The organism is Dysgonomonas hofstadii, assembly GCF_014196915.1.
In the GTDB taxonomy this organism is placed as follows: Bacteria; Bacteroidota; Bacteroidia; order Bacteroidales; family Dysgonomonadaceae; genus Dysgonomonas; species Dysgonomonas hofstadii.
On the sequence record NZ_JACIEP010000019.1, the window covers coordinates 1 to 21,314 of the forward strand.

Annotated in this window: 14 protein-coding genes; 12 read left to right on the top strand and 2 right to left on the bottom strand. The window is 40.2% G+C overall.

Translation table 11 applies throughout. The features are described from left to right. The 12 genes from GGR21_RS18390 to GGR21_RS18445 form a co-directional block, all read left to right on the top strand. A partial coding sequence (locus GGR21_RS18390) for a GH92 family glycosyl hydrolase (RefSeq protein ID WP_183308734.1) occupies positions 1 to 1,279 on the top strand: 1,279 nt, incomplete at its 5' end. A 147-nt stretch (positions 1,280 to 1,426) separates the two neighbouring features. After that, positions 1,427 to 2,857 carry a sulfatase family protein gene (locus tag GGR21_RS18395; protein WP_183308735.1) on the top strand — a complete coding sequence of 477 codons (1,431 nt, stop codon included), beginning with the start codon at positions 1,427 to 1,429 and terminating at the stop codon, positions 2,855 to 2,857. Then, positions 2,854 to 4,437: a sulfatase family protein gene (locus GGR21_RS18400; RefSeq protein WP_183308736.1), complete on the top strand. Its 1,584-nt coding sequence runs from the start codon at positions 2,854 to 2,856 to the stop codon at positions 4,435 to 4,437. Before GGR21_RS18395 ends, GGR21_RS18400 begins: the two co-directional genes overlap by 4 nt. Before the next feature lie 140 nt (positions 4,438 to 4,577). Beyond that, entirely contained in the window at positions 4,578 to 6,857 is a 2,280-nt protein-coding gene (locus GGR21_RS18405; protein WP_183308737.1) for a family 20 glycosylhydrolase, read from the top strand. A 215-nt stretch (positions 6,858 to 7,072) separates the two neighbouring features. Then, complete coding sequence (locus GGR21_RS18410; RefSeq protein WP_183308738.1) at positions 7,073 to 7,660, top strand: RNA polymerase sigma-70 factor; 588 nt, start codon at positions 7,073 to 7,075, stop codon at positions 7,658 to 7,660. 67 nt (positions 7,661 to 7,727) lie between these two features. Further along, entirely contained in the window at positions 7,728 to 8,693 is a 966-nt protein-coding gene (locus tag GGR21_RS18415) for a FecR family protein (RefSeq protein WP_183308739.1), read from the top strand. A 320-nt stretch (positions 8,694 to 9,013) separates the two neighbouring features. After that, the gene (locus GGR21_RS18420) at positions 9,014 to 12,298 is read left to right on the top strand and encodes a SusC/RagA family TonB-linked outer membrane protein (RefSeq protein ID WP_246348118.1); all 3,285 of its coding nucleotides are present in this window, start codon (positions 9,014 to 9,016) and stop codon (positions 12,296 to 12,298) included. A 26-nt stretch (positions 12,299 to 12,324) separates the two neighbouring features. Then, a complete protein-coding gene (locus tag GGR21_RS18425) occupies positions 12,325 to 13,917 on the top strand; it encodes a SusD/RagB family nutrient-binding outer membrane lipoprotein (RefSeq protein ID WP_183308741.1) in 1,593 nt (530 codons plus the stop codon). A 61-nt stretch (positions 13,918 to 13,978) separates the two neighbouring features. After that, positions 13,979 to 15,124 carry a glycoside hydrolase family 18 gene (locus GGR21_RS18430; protein WP_183308742.1) on the top strand — a complete coding sequence of 382 codons (1,146 nt, stop codon included), beginning with the start codon at positions 13,979 to 13,981 and terminating at the stop codon, positions 15,122 to 15,124. A gap of 33 nt (positions 15,125 to 15,157) precedes the next feature. After that, the gene (locus GGR21_RS18435) at positions 15,158 to 16,483 is read left to right on the top strand and encodes a BT_3987 domain-containing protein (RefSeq protein WP_183308743.1); all 1,326 of its coding nucleotides are present in this window, start codon (positions 15,158 to 15,160) and stop codon (positions 16,481 to 16,483) included. 292 nt (positions 16,484 to 16,775) lie between these two features. After that, positions 16,776 to 18,374 (top strand): sulfatase family protein, encoded by a 1,599-nt coding sequence (locus GGR21_RS18440; RefSeq protein ID WP_183308744.1) that lies wholly within the window; start codon positions 16,776 to 16,778, stop codon positions 18,372 to 18,374. A gap of 261 nt (positions 18,375 to 18,635) precedes the next feature. Then, complete coding sequence (locus tag GGR21_RS18445) at positions 18,636 to 19,538, top strand: bile acid:sodium symporter family protein (protein WP_246348119.1); 903 nt, start codon at positions 18,636 to 18,638, stop codon at positions 19,536 to 19,538. Between the two features lie 3 nt (positions 19,539 to 19,541). Here GGR21_RS18445 and GGR21_RS18450 read toward each other — a convergent pair whose 3' ends face one another. Continuing rightward, positions 19,542 to 20,366, bottom strand: coding sequence for an NUDIX hydrolase (locus GGR21_RS18450; protein ID WP_246348120.1), 825 nt, complete (start codon positions 20,364 to 20,366; stop codon positions 19,542 to 19,544). 470 nt (positions 20,367 to 20,836) lie between these two features. Then, positions 20,837 to 21,310: a GtrA family protein gene (locus tag GGR21_RS18455; RefSeq protein WP_183308746.1), complete on the bottom strand. Its 474-nt coding sequence runs from the start codon at positions 21,308 to 21,310 to the stop codon at positions 20,837 to 20,839. Between the last annotated feature and the right edge of the window lie 4 nt (positions 21,311 to 21,314).

Below are 21,314 nucleotides of genomic sequence, written 5' to 3' on the forward strand. Positions count from 1 at the left end.
ATTCTACACCGGGCTGTACCATACGATGATCGCCCCTTCTGTATTCAGTGACGTGAATGGTGATTACAGGGGAGCGGACGGGAAGTATCACACAAGTGACGGCTTTACCAATTACACGACATTTTCCCTGTGGGATACTTACCGGGCGGCACATCCGCTGATGACACTGATCCATCCCGAAAAGGTGGACGATATGATAAATACCATGCTGCACATTTACAAGCAGCAAGGCAAATTGCCTGTCTGGCATCTGATGGGATGCGAAACAGACTGTATGGTGGGTAATCCCGGTATTCCGGTTGTGGCAGACGCCATACTGAAGGGATTCAACGGATTTGACCATGAGCTGGCTTATGAAGCGATGAAAACATCGGCTATGCTCGATGAGCGGGGACTCGGCCTGTATAAGAAATATGGCTATATCCCTTTTGACAAGTATAACGAATCGGTGGCCACATGCCTCGAATACGCCTTGGCAGACTGGGCTCTGGCACAGGTCGCCCTGCAAAACGACAAGAAGATGGATTACCAGTACTTCAATGACAGAAGTAGGGCTTATAAGTATTATTTTGATGCGCAGACACATTTCCTGAGAGGGCTTTCTTCCGACGGGAAATGGCGCGCACCTTTCGATCCTGTCCGGTCTACACACCGTGAAGACGATTACACGGAAGGCAATGCCTGGCAATACACCTGGCTGGTGCCCCACGACATAGAAGGCCTGATGGGACTTTTCGGTTCACGGGAAAGTTTCCATCATAAACTCGATTCGCTGTTTACGGTTGAAGGCAACCTGGGGGAAGAAGCCTCGCCTGATATAAGCGGGTTGATAGGCCAGTATGCCCATGGTAACGAGCCTAGCCATCACGTGCTTTATCTCTACACCATGACCGGGCAGCCCTGGAAAACGGCTGATTTGGTAAGGCAGGTACTTTCGGAGTTGTACCATGACCAACCTGACGGATTATCAGGGAATGAGGATGTGGGACAGATGTCCGCCTGGTATATCCTTTCGGCGCTTGGTATGTATCAGGTGGAGCCGGCCGGAGGCCGTTACTTCTTCGGGTCACCGGTGGTTGACGAGGCTGTCGTAAACGTAGGTAATGGGAAATCACTGACCATAAAGGCTGTCAATAATTCGAAGGAAAACAAATATATCCAGGGCATAAGGCTTAACAATAAGCCATACAATAAAGCATATATCAGTTTCGCGGATCTATCGGCGGGAGGAATACTCGAATTTGAAATGGGGGCGAAGCATACCGTATGGTTCGAGTAAGTTATGAATCTTTTTCACTAGGGTAACAAGCTTCTTATGTGTTTCTATATTATAGGAGTAGGGAGAATATATAAATAATGTGTCCTGCACATATACTTGAATTTAGAAAAGCAGATCTAATATATAAACATGTTAAACTATAATAGAATGGATAAGAAAAAGTTACTCATACTAGGAGCATTAAGTGCTGTTGCAACCGGTAGTTATGCCGGGGAAAAACCGACAAACATTATTCTCATAAATCTCGATGATGTAGGCTATGGCGATTTCTCCTTCAATGGAGCTTATGGCTATACAACTCCCCATATAGACCGGATGGCTGCTGAAGGAATGCGTTTTACTCATTTTTTGGCGGCACAGCCTATTAGTGGAGCTTCCAGAGCAGGATTGCTGACAGGATGCTATCCTAACCGGATAGGATTCTCCGGTGCGCCCGGACCGGACTCCCCTTATGGAATCCACCCCGACGAAATGACTATGGGAGAATTGTTGAAACAAAAGAATTACAGTACAGCAATTTATGGTAAATGGCACTTGGGCGATGCGTTGCCTTTTATGCCTTTGCAAAATGGATTTGACGAATATTATGGCTTACCGTACTCGAATGATATGTGGCCATTTCATCCACAGCAGGGAGAAATATTCAATTTCCCTGATTTACCTACATTTGACGGGAATAAAATAATTGGCTACAATACCGATCAAACCAAGTTTACGACAGACTATACCGAACGTACGGTCAAATTCATCAAGAAGAATAAAAATAAACCGTTCTTTATTTATCTGGCACATTCTATGCCGCACGTTCCACTAGCTGTTTCCGACAAATTCAAAGGAAAGAGCGAGCAGGGATTGTACGGAGATGTGATGATGGAAATAGACTGGAGTATCGGTCAGGTGTTGCAAACATTGCGCGAACTTGGACTTGAAGAAAATACACTGGTTATACTGACATCCGATAATGGCCCTTGGGCTAATTATGGTAATCATGCCGGATCGGCAGGAGGATTGCGCGAAGCAAAAGCGACAACCTTCGATGGAGGAAACCGCGTTCCTTGCATCATGTACTGGAAAGGCAAAATAACTCCGGGTACAACATGCAACAAGTTAGCATCTAATATCGACTTGTTCCCAACATTATCTGAAATTGCGGAGGCTCCGCTTCCTAAGCACAAGATAGATGGGATCAGCTTATTGCCGCTGATTGAAAGTAAAGAAAATGCTAATCCGCGCGAATCGTTTGTCTATTATTTCAAAAAAAATGATTTAGAAGCAGTAACAGACGGGATGTATAAACTTGTCTTCCCTCACCAATATACTACTTATACGGCTTATGTTCCCGGTAATGACGGGCAGCCCGGCAGGTTGAGCGAAGCTACGGAATTGAAAAAGTGTGAGTTGTACGATCTGCGCCGCGATCCGGGAGAACGTTACGATGTTATCAGCCAATACCCTGAAGTGGCAGTCAGATTGATGAAAGTAGCTGAAGAAATGCGTAAAGACTTAGGGGATAACCTCACGAGAATACAACCTACCGGAAAACGTGAACACGGGTTGACTAAGGACTTTGTAAAATGAAACTGAGAAGAAATATATTGCTATCGGTTGGTACAATCAGTGGGTTTACCCCACTGATAGCCCAATCGGAATTACAGCCTTCCGCCAAAGAGGAAGGACGCCCAAACATACTGTTCATCCTTTCGGACGACCATACGTCGCAGGCTTGGGGTATTTATGGAGGAGTACTGAGCGATTATGTCAAGAATGATAATATCAGGCGTCTGGCAGCAGAAGGCTGTGTGCTGGATAACGCTTTCTGTACAAACTCGATTTCAGTACCCAGCAGGGCGTCTATCCTTACAGGGGCATATAGTCAGGTCAACGGTGTGTACACCCTTGCCGATGCGTTGAGTCCCGAAGAAGATAATATAGCCAAAGAGCTGCAAGCAAGCGGCTATCAAACAGCTCTCTTTGGTAAATGGCATTTGAAGAAAAGACCGACTGGATTCGATGATTTTTGTGTGTTCCACGATCAGGGGGAATATCACGACCCGATTATGAAAACTCCGGACAACTGGATTGATGACGATCAGGGAAGGGCAGGAAATGTGATGCACGGTTTCTCTACCGATATAGTGACCAACATGACAATGGACTGGATAAAGAACCGCGACAAAGACAAACCCTTTATGATGTTTTGTCATTTCAAAGCGACACATGAACCTTGGGATTTTCCCGAAAGGCTGAAACATCTGTACGATGACGTAGAATTTCCGGAGCCGGAAAATATGATGGAATTCGGACCTGAGAAATCGGGTCGTACATATCCCGGCCAACAACTGGAAAATATGGCCTGGCGGTGGGAAACGGCATCGAAAGACCCTACGGCATGGTGGTGCCTGTACCCCGAATTGCCATTTTCGACTCAGGGGCTGGATAAAATTGATGCACGGAAAAAGACCTATCAAAAGCTGATAAAAGACTACTTGCGCTGCGGAGCTGCCATAGATGACAATATCGGACGATTGCTCGATATGTTGGATAAGGAGGGTTTAACTGAAAATACGATAGTAATCTATGTATCAGACCAAGGCTATTTCTTGGGGGAACATGGATTCTTTGACAAGCGGATGATGCTGGAAGAATCGTTGCGCATGCCGTTTGTTATTCGTTACCCGAAAGAAATTCCGGCAGGGACACGCAACAAAGATATCATTCTGAATATCGATTTTGCAGCCCTATTGGCAGATTATGCACATGCTGACGTTCCGCAAGATTCACAGGGGAAAAGCTTTCGCAAAAACCTGCAAGGAAGCACTCCGTCCGACTGGCGTCAATCCATGTATTACAGGTACTGGACGCAGCATAAAATTCGTCCTGCCCATATGGGTATACGCAATCACAATTACAAGTTAATGTTCCTCTATGGCGATCCGTTAGATACAAAAGGCTCGGAAGAAGGGTCAACAGCTCCGACATGGGAATTTTATGATTTAAGGATAGATCCGCATGAAAATCATAACCAATACAATAATCCTGAATATCAGGAAATCATCAATCAAATGAAGCAGGAAATGATGCAACTGAAGGTTGATGTGAAAGATACAGATAGTGATAATCCTGAAATGCAGAAGATCATAGATACTTATTATTGGTAAAACTATTATTAGGTAATGAGTAATATTACTTACGTATTTGGAGTAATGTAGGGATGCCCCTTGTGGGTACCCGTAATGTAGCAAACGTGCTACAACGAAGAATGTCTATATTTATTTAACTATAAATCTGATAAAATTTTATGAAAAAAATATTGTTAATAACCTTTCTACTTGTTGGTAGCATATTCAAGATGCAGGCATCGGGCAGTCCTCAACTCCCAATCATCCCATATCCGACGCATATCCAGATATTAGATGGAAACTTTGCTTTGAATGAAAATGTTGCTATCGTAGTGACTGATACCGAAAAATTCAAAGATGAGGCTCTTTATTTACAGACACTGTTACAGGATATTCTGGGTAAAAAAATTGCTGTATCGAGCAAAGCAGGAAAGAATGTTATAGAGATCAGATACGAGGCGAATTTACCTTCTGTCGAAGCTTATAAATTAGATATCTCATCAGACAAAGTTATCATTTCGGCAAAAGACGGACATGGTGCTTTTTATGCAATTCAGACATTGCGACAGATAATTCCGCTCGGTTCTAAAGGGACGGTTCAATTACCCAATCTCAAGATAGAAGACTCTCCCGCATTTACTTGGAGAGGAATGCATCTGGACATTTCCCGTCATTTTTTCGGTATGGATTACCTCAAAAAACATATCGACAGGCTGTCTTTTTATAAAATGAATAAATTCCATATCCACCTGACGGACGATCAGGGCTGGAGGATAGAGATAAAACAATATCCGAAACTGACGGAAATAGGATCATGGCGATCCCTTAAAAACAAACATGACTCTATCTGTATAGAACGTTCGAAAGAAAATCCGAACTTTGAGATCGATCCTCGTTATATCCACGAAAAAGATGGTAAAACTGTCTATGGCGGATATTATACACAGGAGGAAATGAAGGAAGTGATTGCTTATGCAAAAGAACGGCATGTGGAAATTATACCCGAAGTAGACATGCCCGGCCATATGATGGCAGCCATCAGGGCATATCCGTTTTTGCTTGATGGAGAAGCCGGTTGGGGAGAGCTTTTCTCTACTCCTATCTGTCCATGCTCGGAAGATGTATATACATTTACCAAAAATGTGCTGGGCGAGATTGCCGACCTGTTTCCGTCCAAATATGTTCACATCGGAGCCGATGAAGTCGATAAAGAAACATGGGAGAACTCGGAAAATTGCAGGGAATTTATGAAAAAACATAATCTGGAGGACGTGAGCAAATTACAAAGCTACTTTGTGCATGAAATGCAGGATTTCCTCGAATCGAAGGGTAAAAAAATAATCGCATGGGATGAAATCCTTCAGGGAGGAACAAATTCGAACACTACCGTTATGTATTGGAGAGGTTGGGTAAAAGATGCTTCGCTAAAGGCCGTGATGAATGGTAACGAGGTGATAATGACACCTACCAATCCTATGTATTTCGACTATGTAAACTCCAACAGCAGCACCTACAATGTGTACACCATGAACGTTATATACCCCGACATACCCGAAGATAAGAAACATCTGATACTGGGAGCACAAGCCAATTTGTGGGCAGAGTATATCCCTACCGAGCAACAAGCCGATTTCCAGATATATCCGCGAATGCTCGCGTTGGCAGAAAGAGTATGGACAAACGATACAAGTAATTTTGACGGTTTTTATGCCCGTTTATTACAACATTTTCCTCGTTTAGATGCCCTTGGAGTGAAATATCGCTTGCCTGACATTGAAGGTTTTACATTGGAAAATGTCTATGTAGGTTCTACTCAGTTTTTACCGCGAAGCCCACTTTCTGAGATGAAAATTCACTATACATTAGATGGTACTGCTCCGGAGCAAACATCGCCGGAATTATCGGCTCCGGTATCCATATCTGCTCCTACAACACTGAAGATGGCTCTTTTTAGTTCAGGAGGTGCGCGGGGAGAGATTTATACATTGAATTTCAAACCAAGCGAAATGAAGGACGCTGTTTCAGTAGAATATCCGAAGCCGGGCTTAATCTGTCATTTCTTTGATAAAGGATTTAAGGATACAAAAGAAATGGCCGGCGAAACTCCGCACGAAACATTTTTTGTTTCTAACATTCAGGTGTTGAAGGAGAGTAAAGCATTCGGGCTGATTTTCGATGGGTACATAGATGTGCCGGAAACAGGTATTTACAGCTTTTTCTTCACATGTGACGATGGAGGGGTACTCTATATCGACAATGAATTGGTTATCGATAATGATGGACGTCACTCTGCCGTTCTGAAAAGCGGGCAATCTGCAATGAAGAAAGGTCTTCACCCGTTTAAGCTGGACTTTATCGAAGGTGGCGGCGGCTATACATTGAGGCTTCAGTATAGTTTCAATGGTAGTGCACCTAAGGATATTCCAGACAGTTGGTTTAAACATTCAGGTAACCAATAGGAAAATTTAAAAAGGAGATGCCTATTATTAAAATAGGCACCTCCTTTTTGCTATATACTGGTTTTATTCAAAAAATATTCATACGCATAAAACATTGATTGGCAAATATTTTAATTTAACAGCAAATATTAAAAAAGTTAAGAATAATGATCCTTTGAAAATTTATTTCTAAATTTAATTTTACAATATTTCTCCCGGAAGACATACATAGTAAAATGGTTCAAGATTGCTCATTCGACTTAAAAGCCTTTAATGATTTTTACAGCAAGAATTATCAGAAATTTGTAAGGTTTGCTTATAATTACGTCAAGGATATGCCTGTTGCTGAAGATTTTGTTACAGAGTCATTTATGTCTTATTGGCTCAATAAAGATTCTTTCAACGAATATTTCAATCTCAACGCTTATATATTAACCAGCGTTAAAAATAAATGTTTGAATCATCTTCGTAATATTCAACTCCAAGCGAAAATATTAAAAAAGATATCAGATCATTCCCAATGGGAAATAAATATGCGTATAAACAATCTTGAAGCTTGTAACCCGGATGAAATATTTTCAGAAGAGCTTCAAATTCTTTTGGATAAAGCTTTGGCTGCTATGCCCGAAAAAACTCTTTCTATATTTATATCCAGTCGTTATCAGGACAAAACTTATAAACAAATAGCAGATGAAATGACTATTTCAACCAAAGGTGTTGAGTTTCATATGTCTAAGGCTCTCAAAATTTTGCGTAAATACTTAAAAGACTACATCGTACTGCCACTAATCACTGTTATTTCACTATTTTTTACCAATAATTAAAATTTTATTATTTTTTACTAGGGGGTATACTTTTTTATGTGTTTAAATATAAAAGGGAAAATAAATTATGAATCAAGAAATACTATATAGGTTTTTTGGAGGGCAAACAACCGAAGAAGAGGAAGAGAAACTAAAAGCTTGGGTTGAGGAGGATGTCGCAAACAAGCAGTTGTTTCTTGAGCAATGGAAATTATACGATTCAATGACATTACTCAAAGATGAAAGCGATCTTCAAAATTTGTTATCTCATAAAGAGGATACATATACTCCGAAATATAGAATTCCTTTATTCAAGGAGATTTTGAAGATAGCATCAGTTGCTGTAATAGCGTTCTTTATTTCCTATTTTTTTGTGCATAAGTCTGAAAACATCAAAATTAAATATACAGCTATGCAAACAATAACCGTACCTGCGGGACAACGTATCAATATAACGCTTCCGGATGGTACAAGTGCATGGTTGAATGCCCGTACAACAATTCAGTATCCGGTTTCATTTAATAATGAGAATCGTTTGGTGAAATTGGATGGGCAAGCCTACTTCGATGTGACACATGACGAAGAGATGCCATTCATTGTAGAAACAGATAAAGGAAAGATACAAGTTTTGGGAACAAAGTTTGATGTTTTAGCATATTCTGAATCCGAAGATTTTGAAACAGCCTTAATGGATGGATCGGTTAAAGTTTCTTTAAACTCGGATCCGGAACAAGAGATAACTTTATCTCCCGACAACAAAGTATATCTGTCCGAAGGAAAATTACATCTGGCTCCATTAACCGATTACAACTCTTATCGATGGAAAGAAGGTCTGATATCTTTTGTAGACAGCCCTTTCGCAGATATTATGAAAGAGTTTGAAAAAAGCTATGGAACAAGGATTATTGTTCAAAACAAAACAGTATCCAATTATTCATATACCGGTAAGTTCAGGATAGTAGACGGAATAGATCATGCATTAAGAGTATTGCAAAAAGATTTGCACTTTACATATACCCGCGATTCTGATAACAGCACATTATACATTAAATAAACACATGTTTATAAGCGAATGTGATACCAAATATTTTAGGAGAGTAATAGGTTTACAAACCGTTAATAAATCCAGACCAAATATTAATCAATAAACTAATTATCATGAAAATGTCAAAAAAAGAAGGGAAAATGCGTATGAGATGACTAGTAATAACATAAAAATGCCAAAAGATGCGGGAACATCTTCTGGCATTAAGTAAAATCAATACAGGTAAAAAATTGTATTAACTTCATTATCATTACAAATCTATGAAAAATAACGATTTGCCAGATGTTTTTCGAGAAAAATATCGTAAGGCTAAACAATTCTTTAGAATTATGAGAGCAACAATTTTGTTATTGTTATGCAGCCTACAGTTTATGTATGCAGGGAATTCATATTCTCAGACGGCGAGAGTATCGATAAAAATGAAGAATGTTCAGTTGGACAAAGTCCTGAGTGAAATAGAAGCTCAGACCGACTATCTGTTCATTTATAACAATAAAGTAAAAGCTAAGCAACCTAAGTTGTCGGTGGATGTTGTGAATAAACCGGTAAATACACTCTTGTCTGAAATGTTGAATAATACTGATATGACCTACTCTATGGAAGGTAATCATATTATACTCTCTATAAAAGAGGCGAAAGTACAAGCTGTACAACAGGCGAAGACAATTTCGGGAACGATTGTAGATGTAAGTGGTGAACCTCTTATTGGTGTCAGTGTGGCTATCAAAGGAACTACTACAGGTACAATGACAGATATTGACGGTAAATTTACATTAAGCGCAAACGATGGGGATATTATTGTTATATCATATGTAGGATATAAATCTCAGGAATTTACAGTAGGGAGCAAGACTGTATTTAACATTGTTCTGCAGGAAGGCGACATTGCTTTAGATGAAGTTGTAGTAACAGCTCTGGGTATTAAAAGGGCAGAAAAAGCATTGAGCTACAATGTGCAGAAAATCTCATCTGAAGATTTGAATACAGTGAAGGACGCCAATTTTATGAACTCTTTGACAGGTAAAGTCGCAGGAGTAAACATTAATTCTTCCGCTACGGGTATCGGTGGAGCTGTGCGTGTGGTTATGCGTGGTACAAAATCGATCACTAAAGATAATAACGCATTCTATGTAATAGATGGTGTACCTTTGATGAATATAAATAACGGATCGCTTAATCAAAATGACCAATATGCAGATCAACCCCGCGGAGAAGGCATTTCAGACATCAATTCAGACGATATCGAAAGTATGACAGTCCTTACAGGTCCCTCGGCTGCCGCTCTTTATGGTTCCGCAGCAGCTAATGGTGCTATCATTATTACAACGAAGAAAGGCAAAACCGGAAAACCGCAAATTACCGTTTCTAATCAAACAACATTCTCTGATCCACTGATGATGCATGAGTTCCAGAATACTTATGGCAATATGCCGGGAGTTTATTCCAGTTGGGGTGCAAAACAGGAAAATGGGCCGGGATATAACCCGAAAGATTTTTTCAATACGGCTGTAAATTCACAAACATCATTAAGTTTGTCGGTAGGTAGCGAAAAAAATCAAACATATGTGTCTATTTCGAATGTAACAGGAGAAGGTCTTCTAGACAATAATACTTTGGATAAATACACACTTACCTTCAGAAACACGACATCTTTCTTAAACGACAAGATGACACTCGATGCAGGTCTTACATATGTAGATCAGAAAGACAAAAACATGCTTGGTTCGGGCAGGTATTTCAATCCATTACTTGCATTGTATACGTATCCGCGCGGCGAGAGTGTTGAAGAATTGAGACTTTACGAAACATACAATTCGGCAACAGGAATATCACAGCAAAACTGGAAATGGGGGCTTGGAGAACTTGACCTGCAAAACCCATTGTGGCAAATGAACCGTAATATACGTAGCACTAACCGCAGGCGTATTATGGCAAATGTAAACCTGGACTATAAAATAAATGAGTGGTTGAGCCTGGCTGGACGTGTAAGAGTAGATGAAACTTCGGGAGACTATTCTCAAAAATTATATGCGTCAACACCTACCAAATTTGCTGCAAGCGAAAAGGGACACTATACATTCCGGAAAGAAGAGGAAACACAGCGTTATGCAGATATTATTGGTACAGTAAATAAACGATGGGATGATTTCTCACTCTTTACCAATGTCGGGGCAAGTATCTTCGATATGAAATATAGCGCAGCCGGAGCGCGTGGCCCGCTGAAACTTATACCTAATTTCTTCTCGTTGATGGAAGTGGATCCGTTCGGATCTAATGGCTCTATGATACAAGATCGTTGGCGTGAGCAATCACAATCAATTTTTGCCAGTGCTGAAACGGGATGGAAAGATATGCTTTATCTGTCACTGACCGGACGTGCCGACTGGGCTTCACAACTTGCTAACACAGAACAAAAGTCATTCTTTTATCCTTCAGTAGGTCTTTCGGGCTTAGTGCATGAGATGGTAAGTCTTCCAAAAGCTATAAGTTTTCTTAAAGTGAGAGGTTCGTGGGCATCCGTAGGTAGCGCTATCCCAAGGAATATATCTATTGAGACCTTGAAATATGCCGCGAATCTAAACAGTTGGAATCCGGATAAAATAAGACCGATAACCAATCTGAAACCGGAAAGGACAAATTCATGGGAGGCCGGTATCAGTGCCAAGTTTTTGAGAAATACTATTTCGGTAGATGCAACCTATTATCATTCGAATACCAAGAACCAGACATTCCTTATCCCGACTTCTACATCATCAGGGTATAAAGAAATGTATCTGCAATCGGGTAATGTTGAGAATAAAGGTATTGAGCTAACTGTTGCCTATAATAATAACTGGGGAGGTTTTGCATGGAACTCTAGTTTTACAGCCAGCCACAATAAGAATAAAATTATTGAGTTGATGGATAATTACTATGATGCTCAAACAGATGCGTACTATTCTCTCGACAGATATTCAGGCGGAGGATCCACCAATCTTGAATTTATTCTTAAGAAAGGTGGGACAATGGGTGATTTGTGGAGCAAGAGCCGGTTAGCTCTTGACGAAAACGGATATTATTATGTTGACCCGGCAACAAATAAAGTAAAATCAGAAACGGCTGAAGAAAAAGTCGGATCTGTATTACCAAAATGGAATCTTGGTTTCCGCAACGATTTCTCATGGAAAGGAATTAACCTTGGAGTAGTGGTCACAGCCCGTCTTGGCGGAATTGTATCGTCCAATACACAGGCTATCCTTGACGGATATGGCGTTTCCAAAGCTTCGGCAATTGCCCGCGACGCAGGTGGCGTTGCTGTAAACAATGGCATGATGGATGCTCAGACGTGGTATCAGGTTGTCGGTCTCGAACAGGTAATGTCATATTATATATACAGTGCAACTAATGTACGCCTGCAAGAACTTAGCTTAGGATATTCCCTTCCTTCCGAGTGGTTCAATAATAAAGTGCGTGTTAAAGCATCTTTTGTAGGGCGCAACCTTTGGATGATTTATTGCAAGGCTCCGTTCGATCCGGAATTAACAGCTTCTACCGGTACTTTTATGCAAGGCATAGACTACTTTATGCAGCCTAGTCTCAGAAGCCTCGGCTTTAATATACAACTTCAATTCTAATAATTTGCCCAAAAATTATAAAAATTATGAGAAACATTATAAACAATATAATAACAAAAGTTCTTTTTGTGGCTATCCTGGCTATAACTCCGGGCTGTACAGATAACTTTTTGAACTATAACACTCTTCCGGATGAACCCTCAAAGCTTCCCGATGCAGTGGCTTATGGACTTGCGCTAAAAGATATGCAATGCCAGATATTACCGGCGGCAAAGAATAAATATCAACGTAGCGAAAACTTACTTGGCGGAGTCTATGGACGCTACTTTGCTACTGCAAATACAAGTTGGACTCAAACGCATGCAACCTTTAATGCTCCTGCGGGCTGGATTAGTTCATATTTTGATAATCCGATGGCAGATGTTTATGCCAATTGGATTAAAATAAATCAAATGAGTGGGGGCGAAGGTGTTAATTATGCATGGGCACAGGTACTTCGTATTGCGGCTATGCACCGTCTTACTGATATCGTAGGCCCGATCCCTTACAGCCAGATGGGTGTGGGCGGAGGCCTTACAACTGCATATGACTCACAAAAAGATGTGTATATGGCTATGTTTGCCGACCTCGATGCTGCTATTGAAGAACTTGTCGCTTATGTCACTTTAGCCCCTGAAGATCGCTCGTATAAGGAATATGATTTGGTTTACCAGGGAGATATTTCCAAATGGGTGAAATTTGCCAATTCACTAAAGCTTCGCATGGCTATGCGTATATCGTATGTTGATCCGGCAAATGCGGAGAAATTTGCAACAGCTGCTATTACACACCCTTTTGGAGTAATAACATCGACTGACGAAAGTGCCGAAATTGATTATACCGGAACAGGAGATAAAAATACCCTTTGGTGGATGGTGGCAAGTTATAACGACGCTACCAGTGCGGCAGATATCGTTACTTACATGAATAGTTATAAAGATCCGCGGATAGGTATATATTTCAACAGGTCGGTTTCGGGACAAGAATATGCCGGTCTTCGGGTTGGGGCTCGCCCGGAAGAAACATGGCGTTCTTCCTATTCTATACCGGCTGTAAAACAAGAAGATAAGATGATGTGGCTAAGTGCCTCGGAAGTAGCTTTTCTCAGAGCGGAAATGGCTCTGAAGGGATGGGCTGCCGGAGGTACCGCCCAGCAATTTTACGAAGAGGGAATTACCTTGTCATTTTTACAAAATAACCTTACAGAGGCTGCTGCCGCCACATATTATGCGGATGATACTCTCGTGCCAAAAGATCATGTTGATGCAAGAAATGATGCTTCATTGAACTATAGCCCGCCAACTCCTTACACATTGACTATTGCATGGGATGAGGCTGCCGGGGAAGAAGTGAAACTGGAGAAGATCATTACACAAAAATGGATAGCTATCTATCCCCTTGGAACTGAAGCATGGTGTGAACAACGCCGTACAGGATATCCACGCTTCTTTTCTTCTATCAATAACGGAAGTTCCGAATCTGGTTTGGAACGGGTTGGTGCTTCACGTGGAATGTTTGCAATAACAGAAAAAGAAAACAATAAAGAAAATTACGAAAAAGCAGTTCAGTTACTTGGCGGGCAGGACCTGTTGGGAACCAAACTTTGGTGGGATGTTAAGCCTAATAAACCTACATGGTAATAGTGCTTACTTTATATATTAGTTTGTAGCTAATTACATAAACTGAAAAATTATAAAAATCATGAAAAAAATATTGTTGATAGGTCTGACAACACTGATATGCTTTGCAGGTTTCATTTCGTGTGATGATTGGACCGAAACAGAAGCAAAAGTATTTGAGACAGGAGATGGTAAAAGTGATGAATATTACGCAAATCTGAGACAATGGAAAGCCGAAACCCAGCATGATATGGCATTTGGCTGGTATGGTTTCTGGTCGGGAAGCGGTGTTAACTTGAAAAATACCATGAAAGGGTTGCCGGATAGTTTACATATGGTCTCAGTGTGGGGGCCATGGCTGCCAAGCACATTGACAGATGCTAAAAAAGCTGACTTAAAATATGTGCAAGAAGTGAAAGGGACAAAGGTTCTTGCTTGTTCATTCGCAGCATATGTAGGTAATGGCATCACGTCCAATACACCCGAAAACCTTGCTGCATGGGGATGGACATGGGAGCACACCGGAGCTACAGGCGATAATACAAGTTGTACACACTGTGTTGCTACCGACCCTGCCGAGCGTGAATTGCAATTGGAATCTATCCGGAAATATGCAAGGGCAATGGCCGACAGCACTATCGCCGGAGGTTATGATGGGCTTGATATCGACTTTGAACCTTCATGGAGTAAAGGGGCTATCTCTAACCATTTCATCAATATGGAAGAGTTCATTAAAGAATTGGGAAAATATCTCGGACCAAAATCTGCAAATCCACATCTTATACTAGCGATAGATGGAGAATGCGAATATCTGACAAGGGAGACCGGCCCGTATGTGGATTACTTTATAAAACAAAACTATTGGGGTAATGAAGGTGCAAATGAGACGCAGCTTAACAGTCGTCTCAAAAGTGTTATTGATGCGCTCGTCTCAAGTGAACTTTCGGCGAAAGATATCGCAAAGAAGTATCTTACCACTGTTAATTTTGAGTCTTACGCTGCAAATGGTGGATTCAATAGCACTACCAGCTTTACAAAGCCGGATGGTAGCAAAACGAACCAGCTACAAGGCCATGCCGAATGGCAACCGGTATATGACGGCGTTACACTGCAAAAAGGAGGGTATGGTTCGTTCCATATCGAAGCCGAATACACGGTAAGTGGCATGAGTGGTTTTTATCCATGGACAAGAGCCGCCATGAAAGCTGTACATCCTCCACATCAGTAGGAATAAATAATAGTATAATTTATAAATGAAACTATGAGAACAATGATAAATATAAAATATATGTTGCTTGCTGTGGCGGTTATTTTAGGATTAGCCACATGTAAGGATGCCGAAGATGCTATTTCGAATAGAGTTTTCTTACACGAAGCAAGCGGCCTTGAAGTTTCGTCTGTCTTTGTAATTCCCGACGAAGGAACGAAGGTTGTTATTACTCCGCGTATCGCTCAGGCACTCGATCATGACCTGGAAGTAGAGATTTATATAAATAAAGACGCGCTCGACGCATATAATAACAGATATGGCACATCGTATCAGATGATGGATGAGGAACGTTACCAGCTAGCCTCTACCACAGCAGTGATTCCTGCGGGAAAGGTGCTTGCCGACCCTGTATATATAGCTTTGGAACCGCTTATTCCAACTGAAAATAAGTCAGGTTTCATTTATGCTTTGCCATTGGCGGTAAGATCTGTTGGCAATGTTCTTCCTGCATTAGAGTCGTCTTCTACTTTTCTCTATGCTGCTCAGCCTGTTCCTATGGCAGACGTTCCTCAGTTGCAAAAGTATTGTATCCTGCAGCTGCCTTTAAGCCAGGATTATGAGTTTTCAAATTGGACATTCGAAACTCTTTTCAATGCTAGTGCCTTTACTAGTACCAGTCCTACTTATTTGGCTACAGCACGGGGATATAACTTCACCAATCCTGCCAATGAAGTAATTGGAGCAGGTCTTATGCTTCGTTTGGGAGATGCTGGTCTTGCCGGTAATTATGTAAACGGGCGTATACAATTTGCAGCGAAAGGTACAGGAACTAACGGACTGAAAACGGATGTATGGCACCATATAGCTGTAGTTTCTGCTAACCAGCAGATCACAGTATATGTGGACGGCATTGTAGATTATACATTGACTGCCCCGGAAAAGCATGAAACGGTGAGATTCATTGCACAACAAGGAATAAGGCTTGCAGGAGAAAACAGGACAGGTACTAACATTGCAAGTTCTACCCGTTACCGTTATTCGCAAGTACGCCTTTGGAGTGAAGCCAGAACGTTAGATCAATTGAAAAATAATATGTATGGCGTTCCGGAAAATACTCCTAATCTTGTAGGTTATTGGAAATTAGATAGCTATACTACAGGAAAAGCAACAGTGAATGTAGCGGATAATGATATTTCGCTTACAGGAACAACGAGTGGCAGAATGGAGATCGATACTTATTTCTTTAAAGACTATACAGGGAATAACCCTGATGGGTTTGTAGACCGGAATCCGACATCAAATCCTGGAGGATTACTATTTGATGCTGACAAACGTATTGAAGTTGGCTATAAATGGGATGGTACAAAAGGCAATTGATAATCAAGAAACAATGATGAATCTTAGAAACCTTAACAAAGTAATATAAGTATTCGACTTTAGGTTGATCAGGGGTCCATCTGTCAAAAGAAATAAAAAGATAGATGGACCTTTTCTATTATGTTCTGTTTGGAAACGATGGAATCATACAGGCAGATTTGCAGTGGAGATCGTGGGGAAATTCATATCAACAGGACAATAACAACTTTAATCTAAATTAAGTGAAAACTTTGGGGGACAACCCAATATGAAGTGTTTTATCTTTATAACTTTATCAATTCAAATAAATATCATGAAGAATTTAAACAAATTAAGTTTACTGGTTATTCCCGCAAGCTTGCTATATAACTGTACCGATAAGAAAGAACAACAAACTGATCATCCGAACATTGTATATATAATGACGGACGATCATGCTTTTCAGGCTATAAGTGCATATGGCCATCCGATTTCCAAGCTTGCTCCTACACCGAACATTGATCGTTTAGCCGAAAAAGGAATATTATTTGAACAGGCTTTCGTCGAGAATTCCTTATCTGCTCCAAGCCGGGCATGTTTGATGACAGGGCTCTACAGCCACCAAAATGGACAAAGACGATTGGGAGCCGGTATAGACACATCCAAGACCTTTTTCACAGAGCTTCTTCAACAGAATAACTACCAGACGGCAGTTGTCGGGAAATGGCACATGAAGTGTGAGCCTAAAGGATTCGATTATTATTCGGTTCTTCGGGATCAGGGGGAATATTACAATCCCGGATTCATGACGAAAGAGACGCATGGTGAATACGTTAAGGAGACAGGTTATGCAACCAATCTGATAACTAACAAATCAATAGAGTTCTTAGAACACCGGAATAAAAGTAAGCCATTTTGTCTGTTGGTACATCATAAGGCTCCACACCGGAACTGGATGCCTGAAGGGAAATATCTGAATCTGTATGAAGATGTAGAGTTTCCCAAACCTTCGACCTTTAACGATGATTATAGCACACGTTGTACACCTGCACAGACACAGGAAATGAGCATCGATAAAGATATGGCCCTTATTGGTGATCTTAAAGTCGGTGAATTAAGGAATACTCCGCCATATAATACCAAATGGAGTGTAAGCAGGTTGGATAATGGATTGAACCGGATGACTCCCGAACAATTGGAGAAGTGGAACGCTGCATACAAGATTCGGAATGAAGCTTTTGTAAAACAACTCCCTAAAATGTCGCAGGAAGAGCTTTCAGATTGGAAATATCAACATTACCTGAAAGACTATTTACGCTGTATCAAGTCGATAGATGATGAAGTAGGAAGGTTAATTGACTATCTTGAAAAAGAAGGATTGATGGATAATACTATCATCGTTTATACCTCCGATCAAGGTTTCTATATGGGTGAACATGGTTGGTTTGATAAACGTTTCATGTACGAGGAATCTTTCCGTACACCATTGATAATGTGCTATCCAAAAGCTATCAAGGCAGGAACAAAGAGCGATGTATTGGTTCAAAATATAGATTATGCACCGACGTTTCTTTCGTTGGCCGGTATTTCTAAACCCGCAGAAATGAGTGGAACATCACTAGAACCATTATTCCAGGGAGAGAAACCGAAGAATTGGAGAACTGATTTATACTATCATTATTACGATTATCCGGCTGAGCACAAAGCCAATAGGCATGATGGGGTGAGAACAGAACGGTATAAATTGATTCACTTCTACGATAAGGATAAAGATGATAATTATACGTTGAATTGTAATGAATTATATGATTTGCAGACAGATCCGGACGAATTGAATAATTTATATGGTCAGACTGGCTATGAAAGTATTACAACAGATTTACAAAAACGGTTGGATAATTACCGGCAAAAACTGAAAGTTGATGAATATTAAGATCAAATCCAATATTTGTAAGCTTTGCGACACAGTATCACAAGTGGAAAACAGGTATAATTATCCGCAGTATAATCTCTCCGCACAGGGCTGAAGGATGTGTATGTCCTTTCTTGGCACCAGTAAAGTCAACAATCTATTAAAGTCTGTAGTAAATGATAATCAACTAAACTTCCGACAATAAGAATCATAAATATTTGTTTGGCCAGTAACTTTCCATAAGAAAATCAGTTACCTTTGTCTATATTCTTATGGCTGAATATGAGTTATAATGTAACAGGTAAGATAAAGTCATATATGATGCCAATCGCTATGATTACAGGCGGTTTATTACATCAATATGTTGCACCTATGGCGTTCCTCACTCCTTATCTCATTGTTGCCATGCTATTCATCACATATTGCAACATTTCATTAAAGGATATTAAGTTCTCCCGGCTGCACATGTGGCTCATCCTTATTCAGATAACAGGTAGCATACTGGTCTATTTGCTTCTATTGCCTATAAATCCTGTTATTGCCCAGGGAGCGATGATATGCGTGCTGGCTCCAACGGCCACATCAGCTCCTGTCATCACAGGTATGCTGGGCGGTAATGTAGCCAGTCTGACTGCTTATAGTCTGTTATGCAACATGGCAATTATTGTATTTGCTCCTCTGGCATTTTCATTTACAGGAGAGGTGGATGCAAGTTCGTTCCTCCATTCTTTATGGATAGTCTTTCAAAAGGTTTTTGCCCTGCTGTTTTTCCCCTTTTTCGGAGCTTTGCTATTGCAAAAGCTGTTACCCAGAGTGCACAATGAGATAAAGAAAGCTAAGAGTATATCATTTTACCTTTGGTCTGTAGCCCTTGTTATTGTTACCGGTAAGACAATTAAGTTTGTTCTTGACCAGGAAAACCCCGATTCTATCGTAGAAATAAGTATAGCCGTTCTTGCTCTTATTATTTGTGTCAGTCAGTTTATTACCGGACGTCGCTTGGGGCGCATGTATAACGATACTGTTGCGGGAGGTCAGGGGCTAGGCCAGAAAAACACAGTTTTAGCTATCTGGATGGCACAAACTTATCTCAATCCAATATCGTCTATAGGGCCGGGGGCATATGTTCTCTGGCAGAATATAGTAAATTCCTACCAGGTGTGGCGTAATAGGAAAAACTTATAACTTTCAGTTTGCTCCCATAGCGGGTTTCATAATGTCGGAAGGAATGAGTACCATATTCTTCAGGTACTCAAATTCAAGTTCGAAACATTCGCTGAAAATCTCATCAGCAAAACCTTCTTCCAGTTGTTTTACCGTCCAAAACTTTCCGGTCATCTTACCTCTTCTTTTTATCATACTTTCGTCTTCGACATTAGCTACAAACAAGAATATCAGTCTTTTAGTATTTTCATTTTCAAAGACATATTTAAGAAGAAACTGTATTTCAATCTCAGTATCTTCGCCCAGCATTTGTCGGATACTATTGCGGGCAGCAAGATTTATCTCATGGTTGAATAACATATACTTCTCGAAAGGATAATCTAATTTGCGGGGGTTAAGTATATCATCGCCGGCTCGCTCCTGAAGGAATACTTTCGAATTGGATATAAGAGCAACCCTTACTACAGGATGAAGAAACTTATTCTTCATGTTGACAGATACACTTTTGGCAATCCTGCCGGTGACTTCCCCTTTTTCTGTTACAATTGGCAACCATTCTTCTTTTCTCAGCTTCGACACCATAGTTCTAATTTTCAGTAGCTGGAAAACACCCACAACCCATATCGTAAATAGAGGTAGGCCTATGTATATTACCAGATCTAATATAGGTGTAACCTCATCACTTATTGGAAACTGACGGTATATAAGGATGCAGAAAATATGCAGAGTCAACCCATATTGAATAAGCAAAGCAGATTCGAAAAATTCGTTTAACAAAGCCTTTTGTATCATACTTTTCTGACGGAACAAACGTGCGCTAATACGCATTCTTCCAATACGGATTATCATCAAAAAACATATTATAATAGCCTCAACAACAATGATGTACGCGAATGGTTTTGTTATATATTCATAGGTAAACAACCAGAAGAAAAGGGTCAGGAGGACAGATATACCAGAGATATAGAAGATGAGGTTTACACTACTGTTTTTATAGAGAATCCGAAACAATAATTCTCCTATTACAGAAATGATAAAAGATGTAGCTAATGCAATTTGTACATCGACATTTATGGCCCTTAAAATTATAAATACCTCAAAGGGTAATAATCCAATAATTGGATTAGATATATACTTTTTTATACCTCTACTAAGCATTTTGAATTATAAATTTAAAGAGATTAAGCTATGCGTAGGTTAATGTTGTTTTCATAGGTAAGATTTAATGTTCAAATTGTATGCATACATTTGTTTAATCTCCACTTGTTAAACAAACAATTATCTGTTTTTGTTTGATTGGTTATGGTAAATCTTTGTTTTTAAGTTTCTTTAAATGTAAAAAACTTATTGATAAAGAATTGTACGGCTACTACGATAGCAAGGGCCAAAGCCTTAGATAACATCTCATCCAGCTGGAATTTCCCAACAAAAACAGTCATCAAAGTAGTACTTATAATTAAACCTACTGCGGCCACACCAATAAATGAAAAGAAGCGTTTCAGTTTCTTATCTGTGACTTTAAAAGTGAAATAACTGTTGAGGATAAAGTTATTTATTATTGCCAAGGCCGAACTAATAATATGTGACACATCTGTGTTGACTACATGAACAGACATCCCTCCTCCAAGCAGGTTACTGATATGCGGAGAAAATGGATATTGTACAGAAAATTTTTTAGTCAGTAGATAAAACACTGTTATTTCTATGATCAGCCCCCCTATCCCTACAAGGCCATATTTAAATAGTTGTTTTACTCCTTCCTTTTGAATTATACTTTTAAGTCTGCTCTTCATTGAT